A 16,660-nucleotide genomic window follows, 5' to 3' on the forward strand; every position below is an offset into this window, starting at 1 on the left:
TCGAGGAGCAGGTCAGGAGTACTCGGCGCTGGCCCGCTGGGCGGTCTCGAGGAAGGCCCGGCGGGAGGCGAGGTTCTCCTCCAGCTCGGCGACCTTGCGGTCGTTGCCGGCGGCGCGGGCCTTCTCCAGGTCGGCCTCGACCTTCTCGATGGCCGAGCGCAGCTGGGCGACCATGCCGTCGGCGCGGGCGGACTTCTCGGGGTCCGAGCGCCGCCACTGCTCCTGCTCCAGGTCGCGGATGGCGTTCTCGACCACCCGGATCCGACCGTCGAGCTCCTTGATCCGGGCCCGCGGGACCTTGCCGGCGGCGTCCCAGCGCTCGGAGATGTCGCGGAAGGCCTTCTTCACCGCGTCCAGGTCCGCCTCGCCGGACTGCAGGGCGGGCAGCAGCGCCTCGGCCTCGACCAGCAGTGCCTCCTTGACCTCGGCGTTCGCCGCGAACTCCTCGTCGAGCTTGGCGTTCTCGGCGTCGCGGGCGCCGAAGAAGGCGTCCTGCGCGCCCCGGAAGCGCTTCCACAGGGCGTCGTCGACGTCCTTGGGCGCCGGGCCTGCGGCCTTCCACTGCTGCATCAGGTCGCGGTAGCGACCCGCGGTCGGGCCCCACTCGGTCGAGCCGGCGAGCTCCTCGGCCTCCTTGACCAGGCGCTCCTTGACCGCCCGCGCTCCCTCGCGCTTCTCGTTGACCTCGGCGAAGTGCGCCTTGCGTCGGCGGGTGTAGGTGGTGCGGGCGGAGGAGAAGCGGCGCCACAGCGCGTCGTCCCCGGCGCGGTCGATGCGCGGGATCTTCTTCCACTGCTCCAGCAGGTCGCGCAGCCGGTTGGCACCACCGCGCCAGTCCGAGCCCTCGGCGATCTTCTCGGCCTCGGCGACGACCTTCTCCTTGGCCTCGCGGGCCTCGGCCTGCTTCTGGGCCTTCTCGGCGCGCTTGGCCTCGCGCTGGGTCTCGATGACGGGGGCCAGTGCCTCCAGCCGGGCCAGCAGACCGGCCAGGTCGCCCACCGCGTTGGCGCCGTCCACCTGCGCGGAGACGGTCTTGACGGACTCGGCCGCTTCCTCCGGGGACATCACCCCGGAGCGGATGCGCTTGTCGAGCAGCTCGACCTCGAAGGCGAGGGCGGCGAAGCGCTCGGTGTAGAAGGCGAGGGCCTCCTCGGGGGTGCCCTCGGGGTACTGCCCCACGGACCGCTCGCCGTCGGCGGTCCTCACGAAGACCGTGCCGTCATCGGCGACTCGGCCCCACTCATGGCTCGTCACTGGGAGTTCCTCTTCGGTGTCGGGTGCGGCAGCGCGGTCATGCTACCGAGCCGTCCCCACCTGGCCGGGCCGGGACGACCCATCGATCTCGGTTCGGCCCGGCCCACCCTCGTCGCTAGGGTGGGCCGGTGCTGATCGCAGGCTTCCCCGCAGGCCCCTGGGGCACCAACTGCTACGTCGTGGCCACCGGACCGGGCCAGGAGTGCGTCGTCGTCGACCCGGGCAAGGACGCCGCCTCCGGCGTCGCCGAGGTGGTGCGCGAGCACCGGCTCAAGCCGGTCTCGGTGCTGGTGACCCACGGCCACGTGGACCACATGTGGTGTGTGGCCCCCGTGGCCGGCTCGTACGACGCCACCGCCTGGATCCACCCCGCGGACCGGCACCTGCTCAGCGACCCGATGGCCGGCATGTCGCGCGAGACCACCCAGATGCTGCTCGGCGGCTCCTACGAGTGGGCCGAGCCCGACGACGTCCGCGAGCTGGCCGACCTCCAGGAGCTCGAGCTGGCCGGCGTGCGGTTCACCGTCGATCACGCCCCGGGCCACACGGAGGGGTCGGTCACCTTCCGCACCCCCTACCTCCCGGGTGGGCAGCCCTCGAGCGAGGTGTCGGAGGTGATGTTCTCCGGCGACCTGCTCTTCGCGGGCTCGATCGGACGCACCGACCTGCCCGGCGGTGACCACCCGACGATGCTGCGGAGCCTGGCGACCAAGGTGCTGCCTCTGGCCGACGACGTCGTCGTGCTGCCCGGCCACGGCGAGCAGACGTCGATCGGCCGCGAGCGCGCCACGAACCCCTACCTGCTCGACCTGCTCGACGGCGACGGTGCCGGTGGCACCAGCCCCGTGACGCGAGGGCTGTGATGGCCAGGCCCACCCCGCTCAGCGGGTTCCCCGAGCTGCTGCCCGAGCAGCGCCTGGTCGAGCAGCAGGTCATCGACGTGCTGCGCACCACCTTCGAGCTGCACGGCTTCGTCGGCATCGAGACCCGTGCCGTCGAGCCCATCGACCAGCTGCTGCGCAAGGGCGACACGTCCAAGGAGGTCTACCTCCTGCGTCGCCTGCACGAGGAGTCCGCCGAGGGCCACTCCGGCATCGGTCTGCACTTCGACCTCACGGTGCCCTTCGCCCGCTACGTCCTCGAGAACGCCGGCAAGCTGGAGTTCCCGTTCCGGCGCTACCAGGTGCAGAAGGTCTGGCGCGGCGAGCGCCCCCAGGACGGCCGCTACCGCGAGTTCACCCAGGCCGACATCGACGTCGTCGGCCGTGACGACCTGCCCTTCCACCACGACGTGGAGGTCACGCGGGTCATGGTGGACGCGTTGCGCCGGCTCAGCGACCCGGCCACCCTCGGTCTCCCCGGCTTCCGGCTCCAGGTCAACAACCGCAAGCTGATCCAGGGCTTCTACGCCGGGCTCGGCGTCGCCGAGGGCCACCAGACCGACGAGGTCATGCGCCTGGTCGACAAGCTCGACAAGCTCCCGGTGGAGAAGGTGCACGCGCTGCTGCTCACCGAGGCCGCGATCGACGCGCCGACCGCCGACCGGGTGCTCGCCCTGGCCACGATCCGCGCCGAGCACGCCGACGGTGAGGACGGCTTCGTCGCCCGGGTCCGCGAGCTCGGTGTCGAGCACCCGCTGCTCGACGAGGGCCTCGACGAGCTCGCCACGCTGGTCCGCTCGGTCGCCGACCTCACCTCCGAGCAGGTGCGCGTCCTCGCCGACCTCTCCATCGCCCGCGGGCTCGACTACTACACCGGCACCGTCTTCGAGACCCGGCTCGACGGCTACGAGTCGCTCGGCTCGATCTGCTCGGGGGGGCGCTACGACTCCCTCGCGAGCGACGGGCGCACGACCTACCCCGGGGTCGGGATCTCCCTCGGCGTGAGCCGCGTGCTCGTCCCCCTCGTCGCCCGCACGGGCCTGGCCGCCGATCGCAAGGTGCCCAGCGCCGTGCTGGTCGCCCTCACCGACGAGGAGTCGCGCCCGGACAGCGAGGCCGTGGCCGCGGCCCTGCGCGCCCGCGGCATCCCCTGCGAGGTGGCGCCGAGCGCCGCCAAGTTCGGCAAGCAGATCCGCTACGCCGAGCGCCGGGGCATCCCGTACGTCTGGTTCCCACAGGCCGAGGGCCCGGGCCAGGTCAAGGACATCCGCACCGGTGAGCAGGTGGAGGCCGACCCCGCCGCCTGGGCACCCCCGACCGAGGACCTGCGACCGCAGGTGGTCTCGACGAGCCCGACCGACGCGGTCGGCTCGACCAACCATGTCAAGGAGAAGCAGTGATCCGCACCCATGACGCCGGGGCCCTCCGCCCCGAGCACGTCGGCCAGACCGTGACCCTCGCCGGGTGGGTGGCCAACCGGCGCGATCACGGCGGGGTGGCGTTCCTGGACCTGCGCGAGGCCTCCGGGGTCGTCCAGGTCGTCGTCCGCGACGAGGAGGTCGCCCACCAGCTGCGCTCGGAGTACTGCCTCAAGGTCGTCGGCGAGGTCGTGGCCCGCAAGGAGGGCAACGAGAACCCCAACCTGGCCACCGGTGCCGTCGAGGTCGTGGCCACCGAGGTCGAGGTGCTGAGCGCCTCCGCGCCGCTGCCGTTCCCGATCAGCGACCACGTCGACGTGGGCGAGGAGGTGCGGCTCAAGCACCGGTACCTCGACCTGCGCCGCAGCGAGCCGGCCCGGCTCATCCGGCTGCGCAGCCGGATCAACAAGGCCGCGCGCGACGTGCTCGACCGGCACGCCTTCGTCGAGGTCGAGACCCCGACCCTGACCCGTTCCACCCCCGAGGGCGCCCGCGACTTCCTCGTGCCCGCGCGCCTGCACCCCGGCAGCTGGTACGCCCTGCCCCAGAGCCCGCAGCTGTTCAAGCAGCTGCTGATGGTCGGAGGCCTGGAGCGGTACTACCAGATCGCCCGCTGCTACCGCGACGAGGACTTCCGCGCCGACCGGCAGCCGGAGTTCACCCAGCTCGACATCGAGATGAGCTTCGTGGACCAGGACGACGTCATCGCCCTGATGGAGGAGGTCATCGCGGAGATGTGGGCCCTGGAGGGCCACGAGGTCCCGCGCCCGATCCCGCGCATCACCTACGCCGAGGCCATGCGCCGCTTCGGTTCCGACAAGCCCGACCTGCGCATGGGCCAGGAGCTGGTCGAGTGCACCGACTACTTCGAGGACACCCCGTTCCGGGTCTTCCAGGCCGAGTACGTCGGTGCCGTGGTCATGCCCGGTGGCGCCTCGCAGCCGCGCAAGCAGCTGGACGCCTGGCAGGAGTGGGCCAAGCAGCGTGGCGCCAAGGGCCTGGCCTACGTGCTGGTGCAGGAGGACGGTGAGCTCGGGGGACCGGTCGCCAAGAACCTCTCCGAGGAGGAGAAGGCCGGCCTGGCCGCCCACGTCGGGGCCGCACCGGGCGACTGCGTCTTCTTCGCCGCCGGTCCGACCCGGTCGAGCCGCGCGCTGCTCGGTGCCGCCCGCCTGGAGATCGGTCGCCGGTGCGGGCTCATCGACGAGTCGGCGTACGCCTTCACGTGGGTGGTCGACGCCCCGCTGTTCGAGCCCGCCTCCGAGGCCGTCGCCAGCGGTGACGTCGCCGTGGGTGGAGGAGCCTGGACGGCCGTGCACCACGCGTTCACCAGCCCGAAGGAGGAGTTCCTCGACACCTTCGACACCGACCCCGGTCCGGCGCTGGCCTACGCCTACGACATCGTCTGCAACGGCAGCGAGCTCGGCGGCGGCTCGATCCGGATCCACCGCGAGGACGTGCAGAAGCGGGTCTTCGAGGTCATGGGCATCGGACCCGAGGAGGCGCAGGAGAAGTTCGGCTTCCTGCTCGACGCCTTCAAGCACGGCGCGCCCCCGCACGGCGGCATCGCGGTGGGCATGGACCGCATCTGCGCGATCCTCGGGCGGGCCGAGTCGATCCGCGACGTCATCGCCTTCCCGAAGTCCGGTGGCGGGTACGACCCGCTGACGGCCGCGCCGGCGCCGATCAGCCCCGAGCAGCGCAAGGAAGCCGGTGTGGACGCCCGTCCGACGGAGGAACTCGCGCCGCAGGCCTGATGCACGCGCTGATCGACGGCGGCGTCCCGACCGGTGGAAACCGGTTGCGGCGCCGCCGTCCCCGTGTCCGGATCGTTACCGCTGAGTGATCGTCCTGCCGTGGGGGAGCACATAGAGTCCACGACGGCGCACAGCGCACGGCCGGGAGACCCTCGGCTGCTCGGAACGATGGGGAGAGCATGTCGGCACAGACCGCCGGCCCCGAGACCCTGGGGCACCTGAGCGAGGAGCCGAAGGGCGAGGACCCTGGCAGCAGCAAGGCCAGGACCATCACGGGCAAGTCCCCGATGCGGATCGCGCTGGGGCGTCTGCTCCGCGACAAGATCGCCATCGTCTGCCTGGCGGTCGTCCTCTTCTTCGTGCTGATCGCGATCTTCGCGGGCCCGCTGCAGAAGGCGTTCGGGGTCACCACCGACACCGCCTACCCCTCGCAGTTCCTCAACCTCGACGGCACCCCGCGTGCCGAGTTCGGCCCGCCCTACGGCGGCTTCACGATGGACCACCCCTTCGGGATCGCGCCGCGCACGGCGACCGACAACCTCGCCTTCTGGCTGCAGGGGGCGCAGAACTCGCTGCAGATCGCGACGACCGCCACGATCGTCGCCATGCTCCTGGGCGTGACCCTGGGTCTGCTGGGCGGCTTCCTCGGAGGCGTCGTGGACCGGGTCATCGGCTTCGTCACCGACTTCTTCCTCACGCTCCCCTTCATCCTGGCCGCGTTGACGATCGCCCCGATCATCAACGAGCGCTTCCGCGACAGCGACAACTACCCGACGATCCAGGTCATCGCGCTGATCGGTGTCCTGGCCGGGTTCGGCTGGATGTCGGTGGCCCGACTGATCCGCGGCGAGGTGCTCTCGCTGCGCGAGCGCGAGTTCGTGCAGGCGGCCCGGGTGATGGGCATGCCCACGCGCCGCCTGCTGCTCAAGGAGCTGCTGCCCAACCTGGTCGCCCCGATCGTGGTCGCCTCCTCGCTGATGCTGCCCGCGTTCGTGGCAGCCGAGGCCGGGCTGGCGTTCCTCGGTATCGGCGTGACCACGCGCCCCTCCTGGGGCCAGACGCTCAACCAGGGGATCGGGTTCTTCGACAACTACCCGCTCTACCTCTACCAGCCGCTGATCGCCATCGTGGCGATCGTGCTGGCGCTCAACCTCCTGGGGGACGCGCTGCGTGACGCGCTCGACCCCAAGACCCGCCGCTGAGCGGCCACCACACGTCACCCGGGCCCCTTCCCGGGTACGCACCAGAAAGGAAACGTCAATGAGACGGACCAAGCCGCTGGCAGCGCTCGCCGTTGCCTCGCTCATGGCTCTCGCGGCCTGTGGTTCCGGTGACGGCCCCTCGGACACCGAGACCGGTGACTTCCGGGAGACCGACGCGGGCGCCGACAAGGACCCCGACGCCGAGGGCCCCGCCCCGGAGCTCGAGGGCGCCGAGGCCGGAGGCACCATCACGGTGTTCCTCCCCGGTGACTACGGCCCGGACGACCTCGACCCGACCAACGGGTGGTCCGTCACCGGCAACTCGATCCAGCAGGCGCTGACCAGCCGCTCGCTGACCCAGTACCGCGTCGACGAGGACGGCAACGCCACCCTCGTGCCGGACCTCGCGGTCGACCTGGGCACCCCCAACGAGGACTTCACGCAGTGGACCTTCCAGCTGCGCGATAACGCCACGTGGGAGGACGGCTCGCCGATCACGGCCGAGGAGGTCGCCTTCGGCATCGCGCGCTCCATGGACTCCACCGCGTTCCCGGGTGGTCCGGGCACCGAGTACTCCACGCAGTTCTTCGCCGGTGCGGACGAGTTCGAGGGTCCCTACACCGACAAGGACACCGACTGGACCGAGTGGGAGGGTGTGGAGTTCGACAACGACGCCAACACCGTCACCATCAACATGTCCAAGCCCTTCCCGGACATGGACTACTGGGGCGCCTTCATGGCGATGGGCCCGGCCCCGCTGGGCAAGACCTCCCAGCCGCCGGCCTACGGCCAGAACATCATGTCCAACGGCCCCTACAAGGTGGAGTCCTTCACCCCGCAGGACGAGCTCGTCCTGGTGAAGAACGACCAGTGGGACCCCGAGTCGGACCCGGCGCGCCACCAGTACGCCGACAAGTTCATCTTCAAGTTCAACGCCGACCCGGACCAGACCGACCAGATCATGCTGTCGGACAACACCGAGTCGCAGACCGCGCTGTCGACCGACCTGTCGGCCGCCAGCTACCAGGACGCCCTGGAGACCCTGGGTGACCGCCTGGTCCAGCAGTCGACGCAGTGCACCTCGTTCATCTACCCGGTGTACGGCAAGACCGACCTCGCCTTCCGCAAGGCCCTCGCCTACGCCTACCCCTACGAGGACGCGTGGCAGGCCGGCGGCCAGGTGCCCGGCGTGACCCGTGTCCCGGCGAACTCGATCATGCCCCCGGGCATGGCCGGCAAGCCGGACTACTTCGTCGACGGTGAGCAGTTCACCTTCGACATCGAGAAGGCCAAGGAGCTGCTCGCGGAGTCGGAGACCCCGCCGACGATCGACATGATCTACTACGAGCCCGACCCGCTCGCGGTCGCGGCCAACGAGGTCGTCGTCAAGGCCTACGAGGAGGCCGGCTTCACGGTCAAGTCGACCCCGGTCCAGGAGTCGCCGTACTCGACCTACCTCAACCCCGACGACAAGCTCAACAAGAGCCTGAACGTCCGTGCGGTCGCCTGGTGCTCCGACTGGCCCTCGGGCTCGACCTTCATCCCCGCGCTGTTCCGCGGTGGCGCCACCTACAACGTGGGTGAGTTCGCCGAGGACACCATCGACGAGCGCATCGCCGGTGTCGCGGAGCTGCCGATCGAGGACCAGGCCGCCGAGTGGGGCGCGATCGACGAGCAGATCCAGACGGAGTTCTTCCCGGCCGTCCCGACCGCGTACTACAACCAGCTGTTCGCGTTCGGCTCCAAGATCGGCAACCCCTCGGGCGACGAGGCCCTGGGTGCGCCGAACTACAAGAACCTCTTCGTGATGCCCTGAGCGCCCAGCGCTCGCACCACGCAGGTTCCGGATGCTGACTGACCGACCGGTCGGTGAGTGTCCACCCCACGCGGGGGGACCCCCGGGGACTCGTTCCCCGGGGGTCCTTCCCCGCGGGGCCCCACCCGTCCCGTACCCGAGGGAAGAGAGATGTTCGCCTACATCGTCAAGAGGCTGCTGGCCGGCCTCGTCGTCCTGACCCTGGTGTCCCTGTCGATCTTCCTGCTGTTCTGGTACGGCCCCTCCGAGCCCGCCCGCGCGATGTGCGACAGCAAGACCAGCAACCGCTGCAGCCCGGCGAAGCTCGAGGTCTTCACCGAGGAGCTGGGCTACAACAACCCCTGGGCCTCGGAGTTCGGCAACTACGTCGGCGGCATCGTCACCGGTCGCGACATCACCGTGGCCGGGCAGACCACCCGCTGCGAGGCCCCCTGCCTCGGTCTGTCCTACAGCACCGGCAAGCCGGTCTGGGAGGACATGCAGAGCCGCATCCCGGCCACCGTCTCGATCGCCGTCGGCGGCGCCAGCCTCTACCTCCTCCTGGGGGTGCCGATCGGCGTGGCCGCCTCCAAACGCAGAGGCACGGTGGCCGACAAGACCCTGGTCTCCGGGTTCCTCGTCATCAGCTCGATCCCGTACTACCTGTTCGCGCTGCTGGTCTTCCTCTACTTCGCGGTGCTCTACGAGCTGCCGTTCGTGGGCCAACCCGGCTACACACCACTGTCGGAGAACCCAGCCGAGTGGTTCGGTGGGCTCGCGCTCGCCTGGATCTGCCTGGGTGTCTTCGGCTGCACCGCCTACACCCGCTACTCCCGCGGCGCCATGGTCGAGGCGCTGAGCGAGGACTACGTCCGCACCGCGAAGGCCAAGGGCCTGCCGCAGCGCACCGTGGTCTACAAGCACGCGCTCCGCGCGGCCCTCGTGCCGGTCGTGACGATCTTCGGCATCGACTTCGGCACCCTGCTGGCCGGCACGATCTTCACCGAGAAGATCTTCGACATCAACGGCATCGGGCTGTGGGCCCTCAACGCGGTGGGTCAGAAGGACCTGCCGATCGTCCAGGCCACCGCGCTCTTCGCTGCCATCGCCCTGATCGTGTCCAACCTGGTCGTGGACCTGCTGTACAGCGTCCTCGACCCGAGAGTGAGGCTGTCGTGACCGAGCCGTTCCTCGTCGTCGAGGACCTGACGGTCAAGTTCCCCACCGAGGACGGCCTCGTCAACGCCGTCACCGAGCTCAGCTACTCCGTCGAGCAGGGTCGCACCCTGGGCATCGTGGGGGAGTCCGGCTCGGGCAAGTCGGTGTCGTCCATGGCGGTCCTGGGACTGCACGACACCCGCACGGCGCGGATCACCGGATCGATCAAGGTCGGTGGCCAGGAGGTCGTCGGGCTCGGGGAGTCCAAGCTGCGCAAGCTGCGCGGCCGCGAGGTCGCGATGATCTTCCAGGACGCCCTGGCTGCGCTGCACCCCTTCTACAAGGTCGGTTCCCAGCTCGCCGAGGCCTACCTCGTGCACCACCCCTCCGCCAGCAAGCGCGACGCCCGGCGCAAGGCCGTCGAGATGCTGGACCGGGTGGGGATCCCGCAGCCGGACCGCCGCGTGGACGACTTCCCGCACCAGTTCTCCGGCGGCATGCGTCAGCGGGCCATGATCGCGATGGGTCTGATCAACGACCCCAAGCTGTTGATCGCCGACGAGCCGACCACGGCCCTCGACGTGACCGTGCAGGCGCAGATCCTCGACCTGCTCCAGGACCTGCAGCGCGAGTTCGACTCCGCGGTCATCATCATCACCCACGACCTCGGGGTGATCGCCGAGATGGCCGACGACATCCTCGTGATGTACGGCGGTCGCGGCGTCGAGCACGGCCCCGCCAAGGAGGTGCTCACGCGGCCGCTCATGCCCTACACGTGGGGACTGCTCTCCAGCGTGCCCGACGTCGCGGGCGACACCGCCGCGAAGCTGGTGCCGATCCCGGGGAACCCGCCGAGCCTGCTGGACCCGCCCTCGGGCTGCGCGTTCCACCCCCGGTGTGCCCACAGCGACAAGGTGCAGGGCAACCTGTGCTCGACGGCGCTGCCCCGGCTGGAGCCTGGCCCCGGCGGGCCCGGACACCTCACGCGCTGCCACCTGAGCGACCCGGCGACGGTCTTCGAGACCGAGGTGCTGCCGGTCATCGCGCCCGACCTGCTCGAGGAGAGCTGAGAAGATGACCGACGTCAACCACCCTCCCCAGCACCCCGAGAACCCGGCGGTCGCCGAGGGCGAGGAGCTCTCGGCTGACAACCGGGAGCAGCGGCGCTCCTTCGCCGACCTGGCCGACTCCGGCCACGCGGCCGCGCAGCTGCGCACCGACGTCGAGCCGGTGCTCACGGTCGAGGACCTCAAGATGTGGTTCCCGGTCAAGTCCTCAGGCCTGGTGCGCCGCACGATCGGCCACGTCCAGGCCGTCGACGGCATCTCCTTCCAGGTGCCGCGCGGCGGCTCGCTGGGCCTGGTGGGGGAGTCCGGCTGCGGCAAGTCCACCACCGGTCGCCTCATCACCCGCCTCTACACCCCCACGGCCGGCTCGATGCGCTTCGGTGAGAAGCAGGTCGACCTCGCGACGATGTCCAACCGCGAGCTCAAGCCGATCCGGCGCGACGTGCAGATGATCTTCCAGGACCCCTACACCTCGCTGAACCCGCGGCACACCGTCGGCGCGATCATCGGCGCCCCGCTGGAGGTGCACAAGGTCGTCCCGAAGAACAAGGTGCTGCCGCGTGTCCAGGAGCTCCTGGAGATCGTGGGTCTCAACCCCGAGCACTACAACCGCTACCCCAACGAGTTCTCGGGCGGGCAGCGCCAGCGCATCGGCATCGCCCGGGCCCTGACCCTGAACCCCAAGCTGCTGGTCGCGGACGAGCCGGTCTCGGCCCTCGACGTGTCGATCCAGGCGCAGGTCATCAACCTGCTCCAGGAGCTGCAGGCCGAGTTCGACATCGCCTTCCTCTTCATCGCCCACGACCTGGCCGTCGTGCGGCACTTCTGCCCCGAGGTGGCGGTGATGTACCTCGGCAAGATCGTGGAGATCGCCGACCGCGACAGCATCTACGGCCACGCGCACCACCCGTACACCCAGGCGCTGCTCTCGGCCGTGCCGGACATCAAGTCCGCAGGTCACGGTCGCCGGGAGCGGATCCGGCTCGAGGGCGACGTCCCGAGCCCGATCAACCCGCCCTCGGGCTGCCGGTTCCGCACCCGGTGCCCGCTGGCCCAGGAGATCTGCGCCAAGGTCGAGCCGCCGCTGCTGCAGATCGGCCCCCGGCACAAGGTCGCCTGCCACTTCGCCGGTGAGATCGGTCGGCACCCCGCCACTCCGGTGACCGCCGGGCTGCTGGGCGTGGACAAGCAGGGCAGCCCCGACCCGGGCACCACCCCGCAGCCGGTCGGGACCAACCCCGGCTACGACAAGGAGTGGTTCGACCTCGACTCGCAGCAGATGGTCTCGGCCTGAGCGACGACGACGCGCTCTTCGCCGCCCCCGGTCACCCGGCCGGGGGCGGCTCCGCTGCGTCCGGGAGCCTGGCGGCCAACACGACCGCCTCGGCACCGCTCGCCGTGCGGATGCGACCGCGGACGCTGGACGAGCTGGTCGGGCAGCCGCAGCTGCGTGAACCGGGCTCCCCGCTGCGCCAGCTGATCGAGGACCAGCGCTCGCTGTCGCTGCTGCTGTGGGGCCCGCCCGGCACCGGCAAGACCACCATCGCCTCGATCGTGAGCGGCCGGACCGACCGGCGCTTCGTGGAGGTCTCCGCGGTCTCCGCCGGGGTCAAGGAGGTGCGGGCGGCCATCGAGTCGGCCCGCAGCGAGCTGGTGCGCGGCGGCCGCGAGACGGTGCTCTTCGTCGACGAGGTGCACCGCTTCTCCAAGGCCCAGCAGGACGCCCTGCTGCCCGGGGTCGAGAACCGGTGGGTGACGCTCGTGGCCGCGACCACGGAGAACCCCTTCTTCTCCGTGATCTCCCCGCTGCTCTCGCGCAGCCTGCTGCTGCGCCTAGAGTCGCTCACCGACGACGACGTACGCCGGGTGCTGGACCAGGCGCTGGTCGACGAGCGCGGCCTGGCCGGTCGCTTCACCCTGACCGAGGACGCGGCCGACCACCTGGTGCGGCTGTCCGGGGGCGACGCGCGTCGCTCCCTGACCTACCTCGAGGCCGCGGCGGGCGCGGCCACGGGCCGGGGGAGCGAGGTGATCGACCTGGCGACCGCGGAGACGGCGGTCGACCAGGCCGCCGTGCGCTACGACCGCCAGGGCGACCAGCACTACGACGTCACGAGCGCCTTCATCAAGTCCGTGCGCGGCTCGGACGCCGATGCTGCGCTGCACTACCTGGCGCGGATGGTCGAGGCCGGCGAGGACCCGCGCTTCATCGCCCGACGGCTGGTCATCCTGGCCAGCGAGGACGTCGGGCTGGCCGACCCCGCGGCGCTGCCGCTCGCGGTGGCCGCCGCCCAGGCCGTGCAGCTCATCGGGATGCCCGAGGCCGGCCTCAACCTCGCGCACGCGACGATCGCCCTGGCCATGGCCCCGAAGTCCAACGCCGTCACCACCGCGCTGGCGGCCGCGACCGCCGACGTGCGCGCAGGCAAGATCGGACCGGTGCCCGCGCACCTGCGCGACGCCCACTACGGCGGGGCCAAGAAGCTCGGGCACGGGGCGAGCTACACCTACAGCCACGACGAGCCCTTCGGCATCGCCGCCCAGCAGTACGCCCCCGACGTCGTCGCCGACGCGACCTACTACCAGCCCAAGGACATCGGCGCCGAGAGCGCCATCCGGGAGCGCTGGGAGCGGGTCCGCCGCCGGATCCGCGGCAGGTAGGGTCAGGCCCCATGAACCAGCAGTGGACCGCCCCCGCCTGGGCCGTCGTCGCGCTGGTCGCCGGCGTCCTGCTCGCGGTGCTGGTCCTGGTGCTCCTGGTGGCCGCGACCCGACGCGCGCTGGTGCGCGTCCGGCACGAGGCCGATGCGCTGGTGGGTCGTGTCGCCGAGCTCGAGGAGCGCCTCGCCGCGCAGGAGACGGCCGCTCCGGGGGTCCCCGCCGCGACCGTGGCCGCGGACCGCGAGTACGTCATCACGCACCTGGGCGAGGAGCCCGAGGCTGCAGCGGCGGCGCCCGTCGTGCCCGCTCCGGTCTTCGCCGACCTGGTGCTGCGGGAGAGCGTCGTGCAGGCCGCCACCCTCGCGGCCGGCCTGCGCCGGGCGCTGAGCCCGGAGACCAGGCACCGGATCCGCTTCGAGATGCGGCGCGAGGTCAAGCGGGCGCGCAAGCAGCGCCGCGCCGACCTGCGCGCGGCGCGCCGCGACCTGCACGACCGCGAGCGAGCAGCCGCATGAGCCGCGGGCTCTGGTTCGCAGCCGGGGCCGGCGCCGGGATCTACGCGATGGTGCGTGGCCGGCGCGCGGCCGAGGTGCTGACCTACGACGGCCTCCACGACCGGCTCGGCGCCCTGGCCGTGGGCGCGCGGCTCTTCCGCGACGAGGTCGCCCAGGGACGCGCCGAGGCCGAGGACGCGGTGCGCGCCCGGCTCCGAGCACCCTCGCCCCCGCAGATCAGCAGCCCCCCGGACACACCCGAGCTCGCCCCCCGACAGCAGAGAGGCACCCCCTGATGGACACCGCCGCGATCCGCCGCAACTTCCTCGCGCACTTCGAGGCGGCCGGACACACCGTGGTGCCGTCGGCCTCGCTGCTCGCCGACGACCCCAACCTGCTCTTCGTGCCCGCCGGGATGGTGCCCTTCAAGCCCTACTTCCTGGGCCAGGAGACCCCGCCCTACACCCGGGCCACCAGCGTGCAGAAGTGCGTGCGCACCCCCGACATCGAGGACGTCGGCAAGACCTCGCGCCACGGCACGTTCTTCGAGATGTGCGGCAACTTCTCCTTCGGCGACTACTTCAAGGAGCGGGCCATCGAGCTGGCCTGGGAGCTGGTCACCAAGCCGGTCGCCGACGGCGGGTGGGGCTTCGACGAGGGCCTGCTCTACCCCTCGATCCTCGACGGCGACGACGAGGCGCTGGCGCTGTGGAAGAAGGTCACCGGCCTGCCCGACGACCGGATCGCCCGTCTGGGTCCCAAGGAGAACTACTGGTCCATGGGCGTCCCCGGGCCCGGCGGGCCGTGCTCGGAGCTGCTGATCGACCGCGGCCCGGCGTACGGGCCCGACGGCGACTTCTCGGCCGAGGACCGCTACCTGGAGTTCTGGAACCTCGTCTTCATGCAGGACGAGCTGTCCGCGGTGCGGTCCAAGGAGGACTTCGACATCGCCGGCTCGCTGCCGAAGAAGAACATCGACACGGGCATGGGCCTGGAGCGGGTCGCCTTCCTGCTGCAGGGCAAGGACAACATGTACGAGATCGACGTGATGTACCCCGTGATCGAGAAGGCCGAGCAGCTCACGGGCAAGCGCTACGGCACGAACCCCGAGGACGACGTCCGCTTCCGCGTGGTCGCCGACCACGTGCGCTCTTCGATGATGCTCATCGGTGACGGCGTGACCCCGGGCAACGAGGGCCGCGGCTACGTCCTGCGCCGGCTCATGCGCCGCGCCATCCGCTCGGTGCGCCTGCTCGGCTACGAGGACCCGGCGCTGCCCGAGCTCTACCCCGTCAGCCGCGACAAGATGGGCGAGACCTACGCCGACCTGCACCGCGACTGGGACCGGATCTCCACGGTCGCCTACGCCGAGGAGGACGCGTTCCGCTCGACGCTGAAGGCCGGCACCCAGATCTTCGACGTCGCCGCGGGCGAGGTGAAGAAGTCCGGCGGCTCGGTGCTCTCCGGCGAGCGCGCCTTCGCGCTGCACGACACCTACGGCTTCCCGATCGACCTGACCCTCGAGATGGCCTCCGAGCAGGGGCTGGCCGTCGACGAGGACGGCTTCCGCCGGCTCATGGGCGAGCAGCGCGAGCGGGCCAAGGCCGACGCCAAGGCCAAGAAGGGCGCGCACACCAACACCGGTGCCTACCGCGAGGTCGCCGACTCCCTCGGCGCGGCCGTCGACTTCACCGGCTACACCGAGACCACCACCGAGGGCGTCGTGCGCGGACTGGTCGCCGACGGCGCCGTCGTGCCGGTCGCCGGCGCCGGCCAGGAGGTCGAGCTGGTCCTGGACCGCACCCCGTTCTACGCCGAGGGCGGCGGCCAGCTGGCCGACACCGGCGTCATCGAGCTGGCCAACGGCGCCCGGGTCGAGGTGCTCGACGTCCAGTCGCCGATCACCGGGCTGGTCGTCCACCGCGCCCGGGTGCTCGAGGGCGAGGTCAGCAGCGGGGTGGCCGCGCAGTCGCACGTCGACCTGGCCCGCCGCACCGCCATCAGCCGCGCCCACACCGCCACGCACATGGTGCACAAGGCCTTCCGCGAGGCGCTGGGGGAGACCGCCACCCAGGCCGGGTCGGAGAACGCCCCCGGCCGGTTCCGCTTCGACTTCTCCGCCACCGGCGCGGTCCCGGCCTCGGTGATGGCCGACGTGGAGGCGCGGGTCAACGACGTCGTCCTCGACGACCTCGCCGTGCACGCGGAGTACATGTCCCAGGCCGAGGCCGTGAGGTCCGGCGCGATGGCCTTGTTCGGCGAGAAGTACGGCGACACCGTGCGCGTCGTCTCGGTGGGTGACTGGGCCCGCGAGCTGTGCGGCGGCACCCACACCGCCAGCTCCGGCAAGCTGGGCGTCATCAAGCTGCTGGGCGAGTCGTCCATCGGCTCCGGCGTACGTCGGGTCGAGGCGCTGGTCGGCAGCGACGCCTACCGGTTCCTGGCCCGGGAGCACACCCTGGTCAACCAGCTCTCCGAGACCCTCAAGGCGCGTCCGGAGGAGCTGCCCGAGCGGGTCTCGGACCTCGTATCCCGGCTGCGGGCCGCGGAGAAGGAGATCGAGCAGGTGCGCGTGCAGCAGCTGCTGCGTGCCGGCGCCGAGGTCGCGGCCGGAGCCACCCGGGTGGGCCCGGTCCTCGTCGTCGCGCACCGGGTCGAGGGCGCCGGCGGCGGCGACGTCCGCACCCTGGCCCTCGACGTGCGCAGCCGGCTGCCCCAGGGCGAGCCCGGCGTCGTGGTCGTGGCGGGCGTCTCGGACGGCAAGGTCGCGCTGGTCGCGGCCACCAACGAGCTCGCCCAGGAGCGCGGCCTGTCGGCCGGCGACCTGGTGCGCGCCCTCACCCCGCTGCTGGGCGGCAAGGGCGGCGGCAAGGCCGACGTGGCGCAGGGCGGCGGCGCGGACGCCTCGCGGCTCGACGAGGCGCTGGCGCTCGTGGCCGGCGAGGTCGGCAAGGTCGTCGGGGCCTGAGTCCC

General features: G+C 71.4%; 13 protein-coding genes. 12 read left to right on the forward strand and 1 reads right to left on the reverse strand.

Annotation, left to right across the window (positions count from 1 at the left end):
• Window positions 1-12: 12 nt before the first annotated feature.
• Window positions 13-1,254, reverse strand: coding sequence for a DUF349 domain-containing protein (locus ACYVID_RS05885; protein WP_460735342.1), 1,242 nt, complete (start codon window positions 1,252-1,254; stop codon window positions 13-15).
• Window positions 1,255-1,382: 128 nt separating this feature from the next.
• On the opposite strand from ACYVID_RS05885, the gene ACYVID_RS05890 reads away from it, so the two are divergent.
• From ACYVID_RS05890 to alaS, 12 genes are all read left to right on the forward strand, one after another.
• Complete coding sequence (locus ACYVID_RS05890) at window positions 1,383-2,117, forward strand: MBL fold metallo-hydrolase (RefSeq protein ID WP_460735344.1); 735 nt, start codon at window positions 1,383-1,385, stop codon at window positions 2,115-2,117.
• Window positions 2,117-3,535, forward strand: a complete 1,419-nt coding sequence (gene hisS / locus ACYVID_RS05895) for a histidine--tRNA ligase (RefSeq protein ID WP_460735346.1) — start codon at window positions 2,117-2,119, stop codon at window positions 3,533-3,535. The genes ACYVID_RS05890 and hisS overlap by 1 nt, the downstream gene beginning before the upstream one ends.
• Window positions 3,532-5,310 (forward strand): aspartate--tRNA ligase, encoded by a 1,779-nt coding sequence (aspS, locus tag ACYVID_RS05900; RefSeq protein WP_460735348.1) that lies wholly within the window; start codon window positions 3,532-3,534, stop codon window positions 5,308-5,310. The genes hisS and aspS overlap by 4 nt, the downstream gene beginning before the upstream one ends.
• 179 nt (window positions 5,311-5,489) lie before the next feature.
• The gene (locus ACYVID_RS05905) at window positions 5,490-6,512 is read left to right on the forward strand and encodes an ABC transporter permease (RefSeq protein ID WP_460735350.1); all 1,023 of its coding nucleotides are present in this window, start codon (window positions 5,490-5,492) and stop codon (window positions 6,510-6,512) included.
• Between the two features lie 58 nt (window positions 6,513-6,570).
• Window positions 6,571-8,328: an ABC transporter substrate-binding protein gene (locus ACYVID_RS05910; RefSeq protein WP_460735352.1), complete on the forward strand. Its 1,758-nt coding sequence runs from the start codon at window positions 6,571-6,573 to the stop codon at window positions 8,326-8,328.
• A 150-nt stretch (window positions 8,329-8,478) separates the two neighbouring features.
• Window positions 8,479-9,486, forward strand: coding sequence for an ABC transporter permease (locus tag ACYVID_RS05915; RefSeq protein ID WP_460735354.1), 1,008 nt, complete (start codon window positions 8,479-8,481; stop codon window positions 9,484-9,486).
• Window positions 9,483-10,535, forward strand: coding sequence for an ABC transporter ATP-binding protein (locus ACYVID_RS05920; RefSeq protein ID WP_460735356.1), 1,053 nt, complete (start codon window positions 9,483-9,485; stop codon window positions 10,533-10,535). Before ACYVID_RS05915 ends, ACYVID_RS05920 begins: the two co-directional genes overlap by 4 nt.
• Before the next feature lie 184 nt (window positions 10,536-10,719).
• On the forward strand, window positions 10,720-11,826 hold the full coding sequence (locus ACYVID_RS05925; RefSeq protein WP_460735496.1) for an ABC transporter ATP-binding protein: 1,107 nt from the start codon (window positions 10,720-10,722) through the stop codon (window positions 11,824-11,826).
• Window positions 11,823-13,193 (forward strand): replication-associated recombination protein A, encoded by a 1,371-nt coding sequence (locus ACYVID_RS05930; RefSeq protein WP_460735498.1) that lies wholly within the window; start codon window positions 11,823-11,825, stop codon window positions 13,191-13,193. Before ACYVID_RS05925 ends, ACYVID_RS05930 begins: the two co-directional genes overlap by 4 nt.
• A gap of 11 nt (window positions 13,194-13,204) precedes the next feature.
• Window positions 13,205-13,708 (forward strand): hypothetical protein, encoded by a 504-nt coding sequence (locus ACYVID_RS05935; protein WP_460735358.1) that lies wholly within the window; start codon window positions 13,205-13,207, stop codon window positions 13,706-13,708.
• Window positions 13,705-13,983: a DUF6167 family protein gene (locus ACYVID_RS05940; RefSeq protein WP_460735360.1), complete on the forward strand. Its 279-nt coding sequence runs from the start codon at window positions 13,705-13,707 to the stop codon at window positions 13,981-13,983. The genes ACYVID_RS05935 and ACYVID_RS05940 overlap by 4 nt, the downstream gene beginning before the upstream one ends.
• Window positions 13,983-16,655, forward strand: a complete 2,673-nt coding sequence (gene alaS / locus ACYVID_RS05945; RefSeq protein ID WP_460735362.1) for an alanine--tRNA ligase — start codon at window positions 13,983-13,985, stop codon at window positions 16,653-16,655. The genes ACYVID_RS05940 and alaS overlap by 1 nt, the downstream gene beginning before the upstream one ends.
• The last annotated feature ends 5 nt before the right edge of the window (window positions 16,656-16,660 follow it).

It is taken from the genome of Nocardioides ginkgobilobae, assembly GCF_054781275.1.

Excerpts from the sequence above, each read along its gene's own strand:
- hisS (WP_460735346.1), top strand. The coding sequence starts at position 2,117 with ATGGCCAGGCCCACCCCGCTCAGCGGGTTCCCCGAGCTGCTGCCCGAG.
- ACYVID_RS05905 (WP_460735350.1), top strand. The coding sequence starts at position 5,490 with ATGTCGGCACAGACCGCCGGCCCCGAGACCCTGGGGCACCTGAGCGAG.
- ACYVID_RS05910 (WP_460735352.1), top strand. The coding sequence starts at position 6,571 with ATGAGACGGACCAAGCCGCTGGCAGCGCTCGCCGTTGCCTCGCTCATG.
- ACYVID_RS05915 (WP_460735354.1), top strand. The coding sequence starts at position 8,479 with ATGTTCGCCTACATCGTCAAGAGGCTGCTGGCCGGCCTCGTCGTCCTG.
- ACYVID_RS05925 (WP_460735496.1), top strand. The coding sequence starts at position 10,720 with ATGTGGTTCCCGGTCAAGTCCTCAGGCCTGGTGCGCCGCACGATCGGC.
- ACYVID_RS05935 (WP_460735358.1), top strand. The coding sequence starts at position 13,205 with ATGAACCAGCAGTGGACCGCCCCCGCCTGGGCCGTCGTCGCGCTGGTC.
- ACYVID_RS05940 (WP_460735360.1), top strand. The coding sequence starts at position 13,705 with ATGAGCCGCGGGCTCTGGTTCGCAGCCGGGGCCGGCGCCGGGATCTAC.
- alaS (WP_460735362.1), top strand. The coding sequence starts at position 13,983 with ATGGACACCGCCGCGATCCGCCGCAACTTCCTCGCGCACTTCGAGGCG.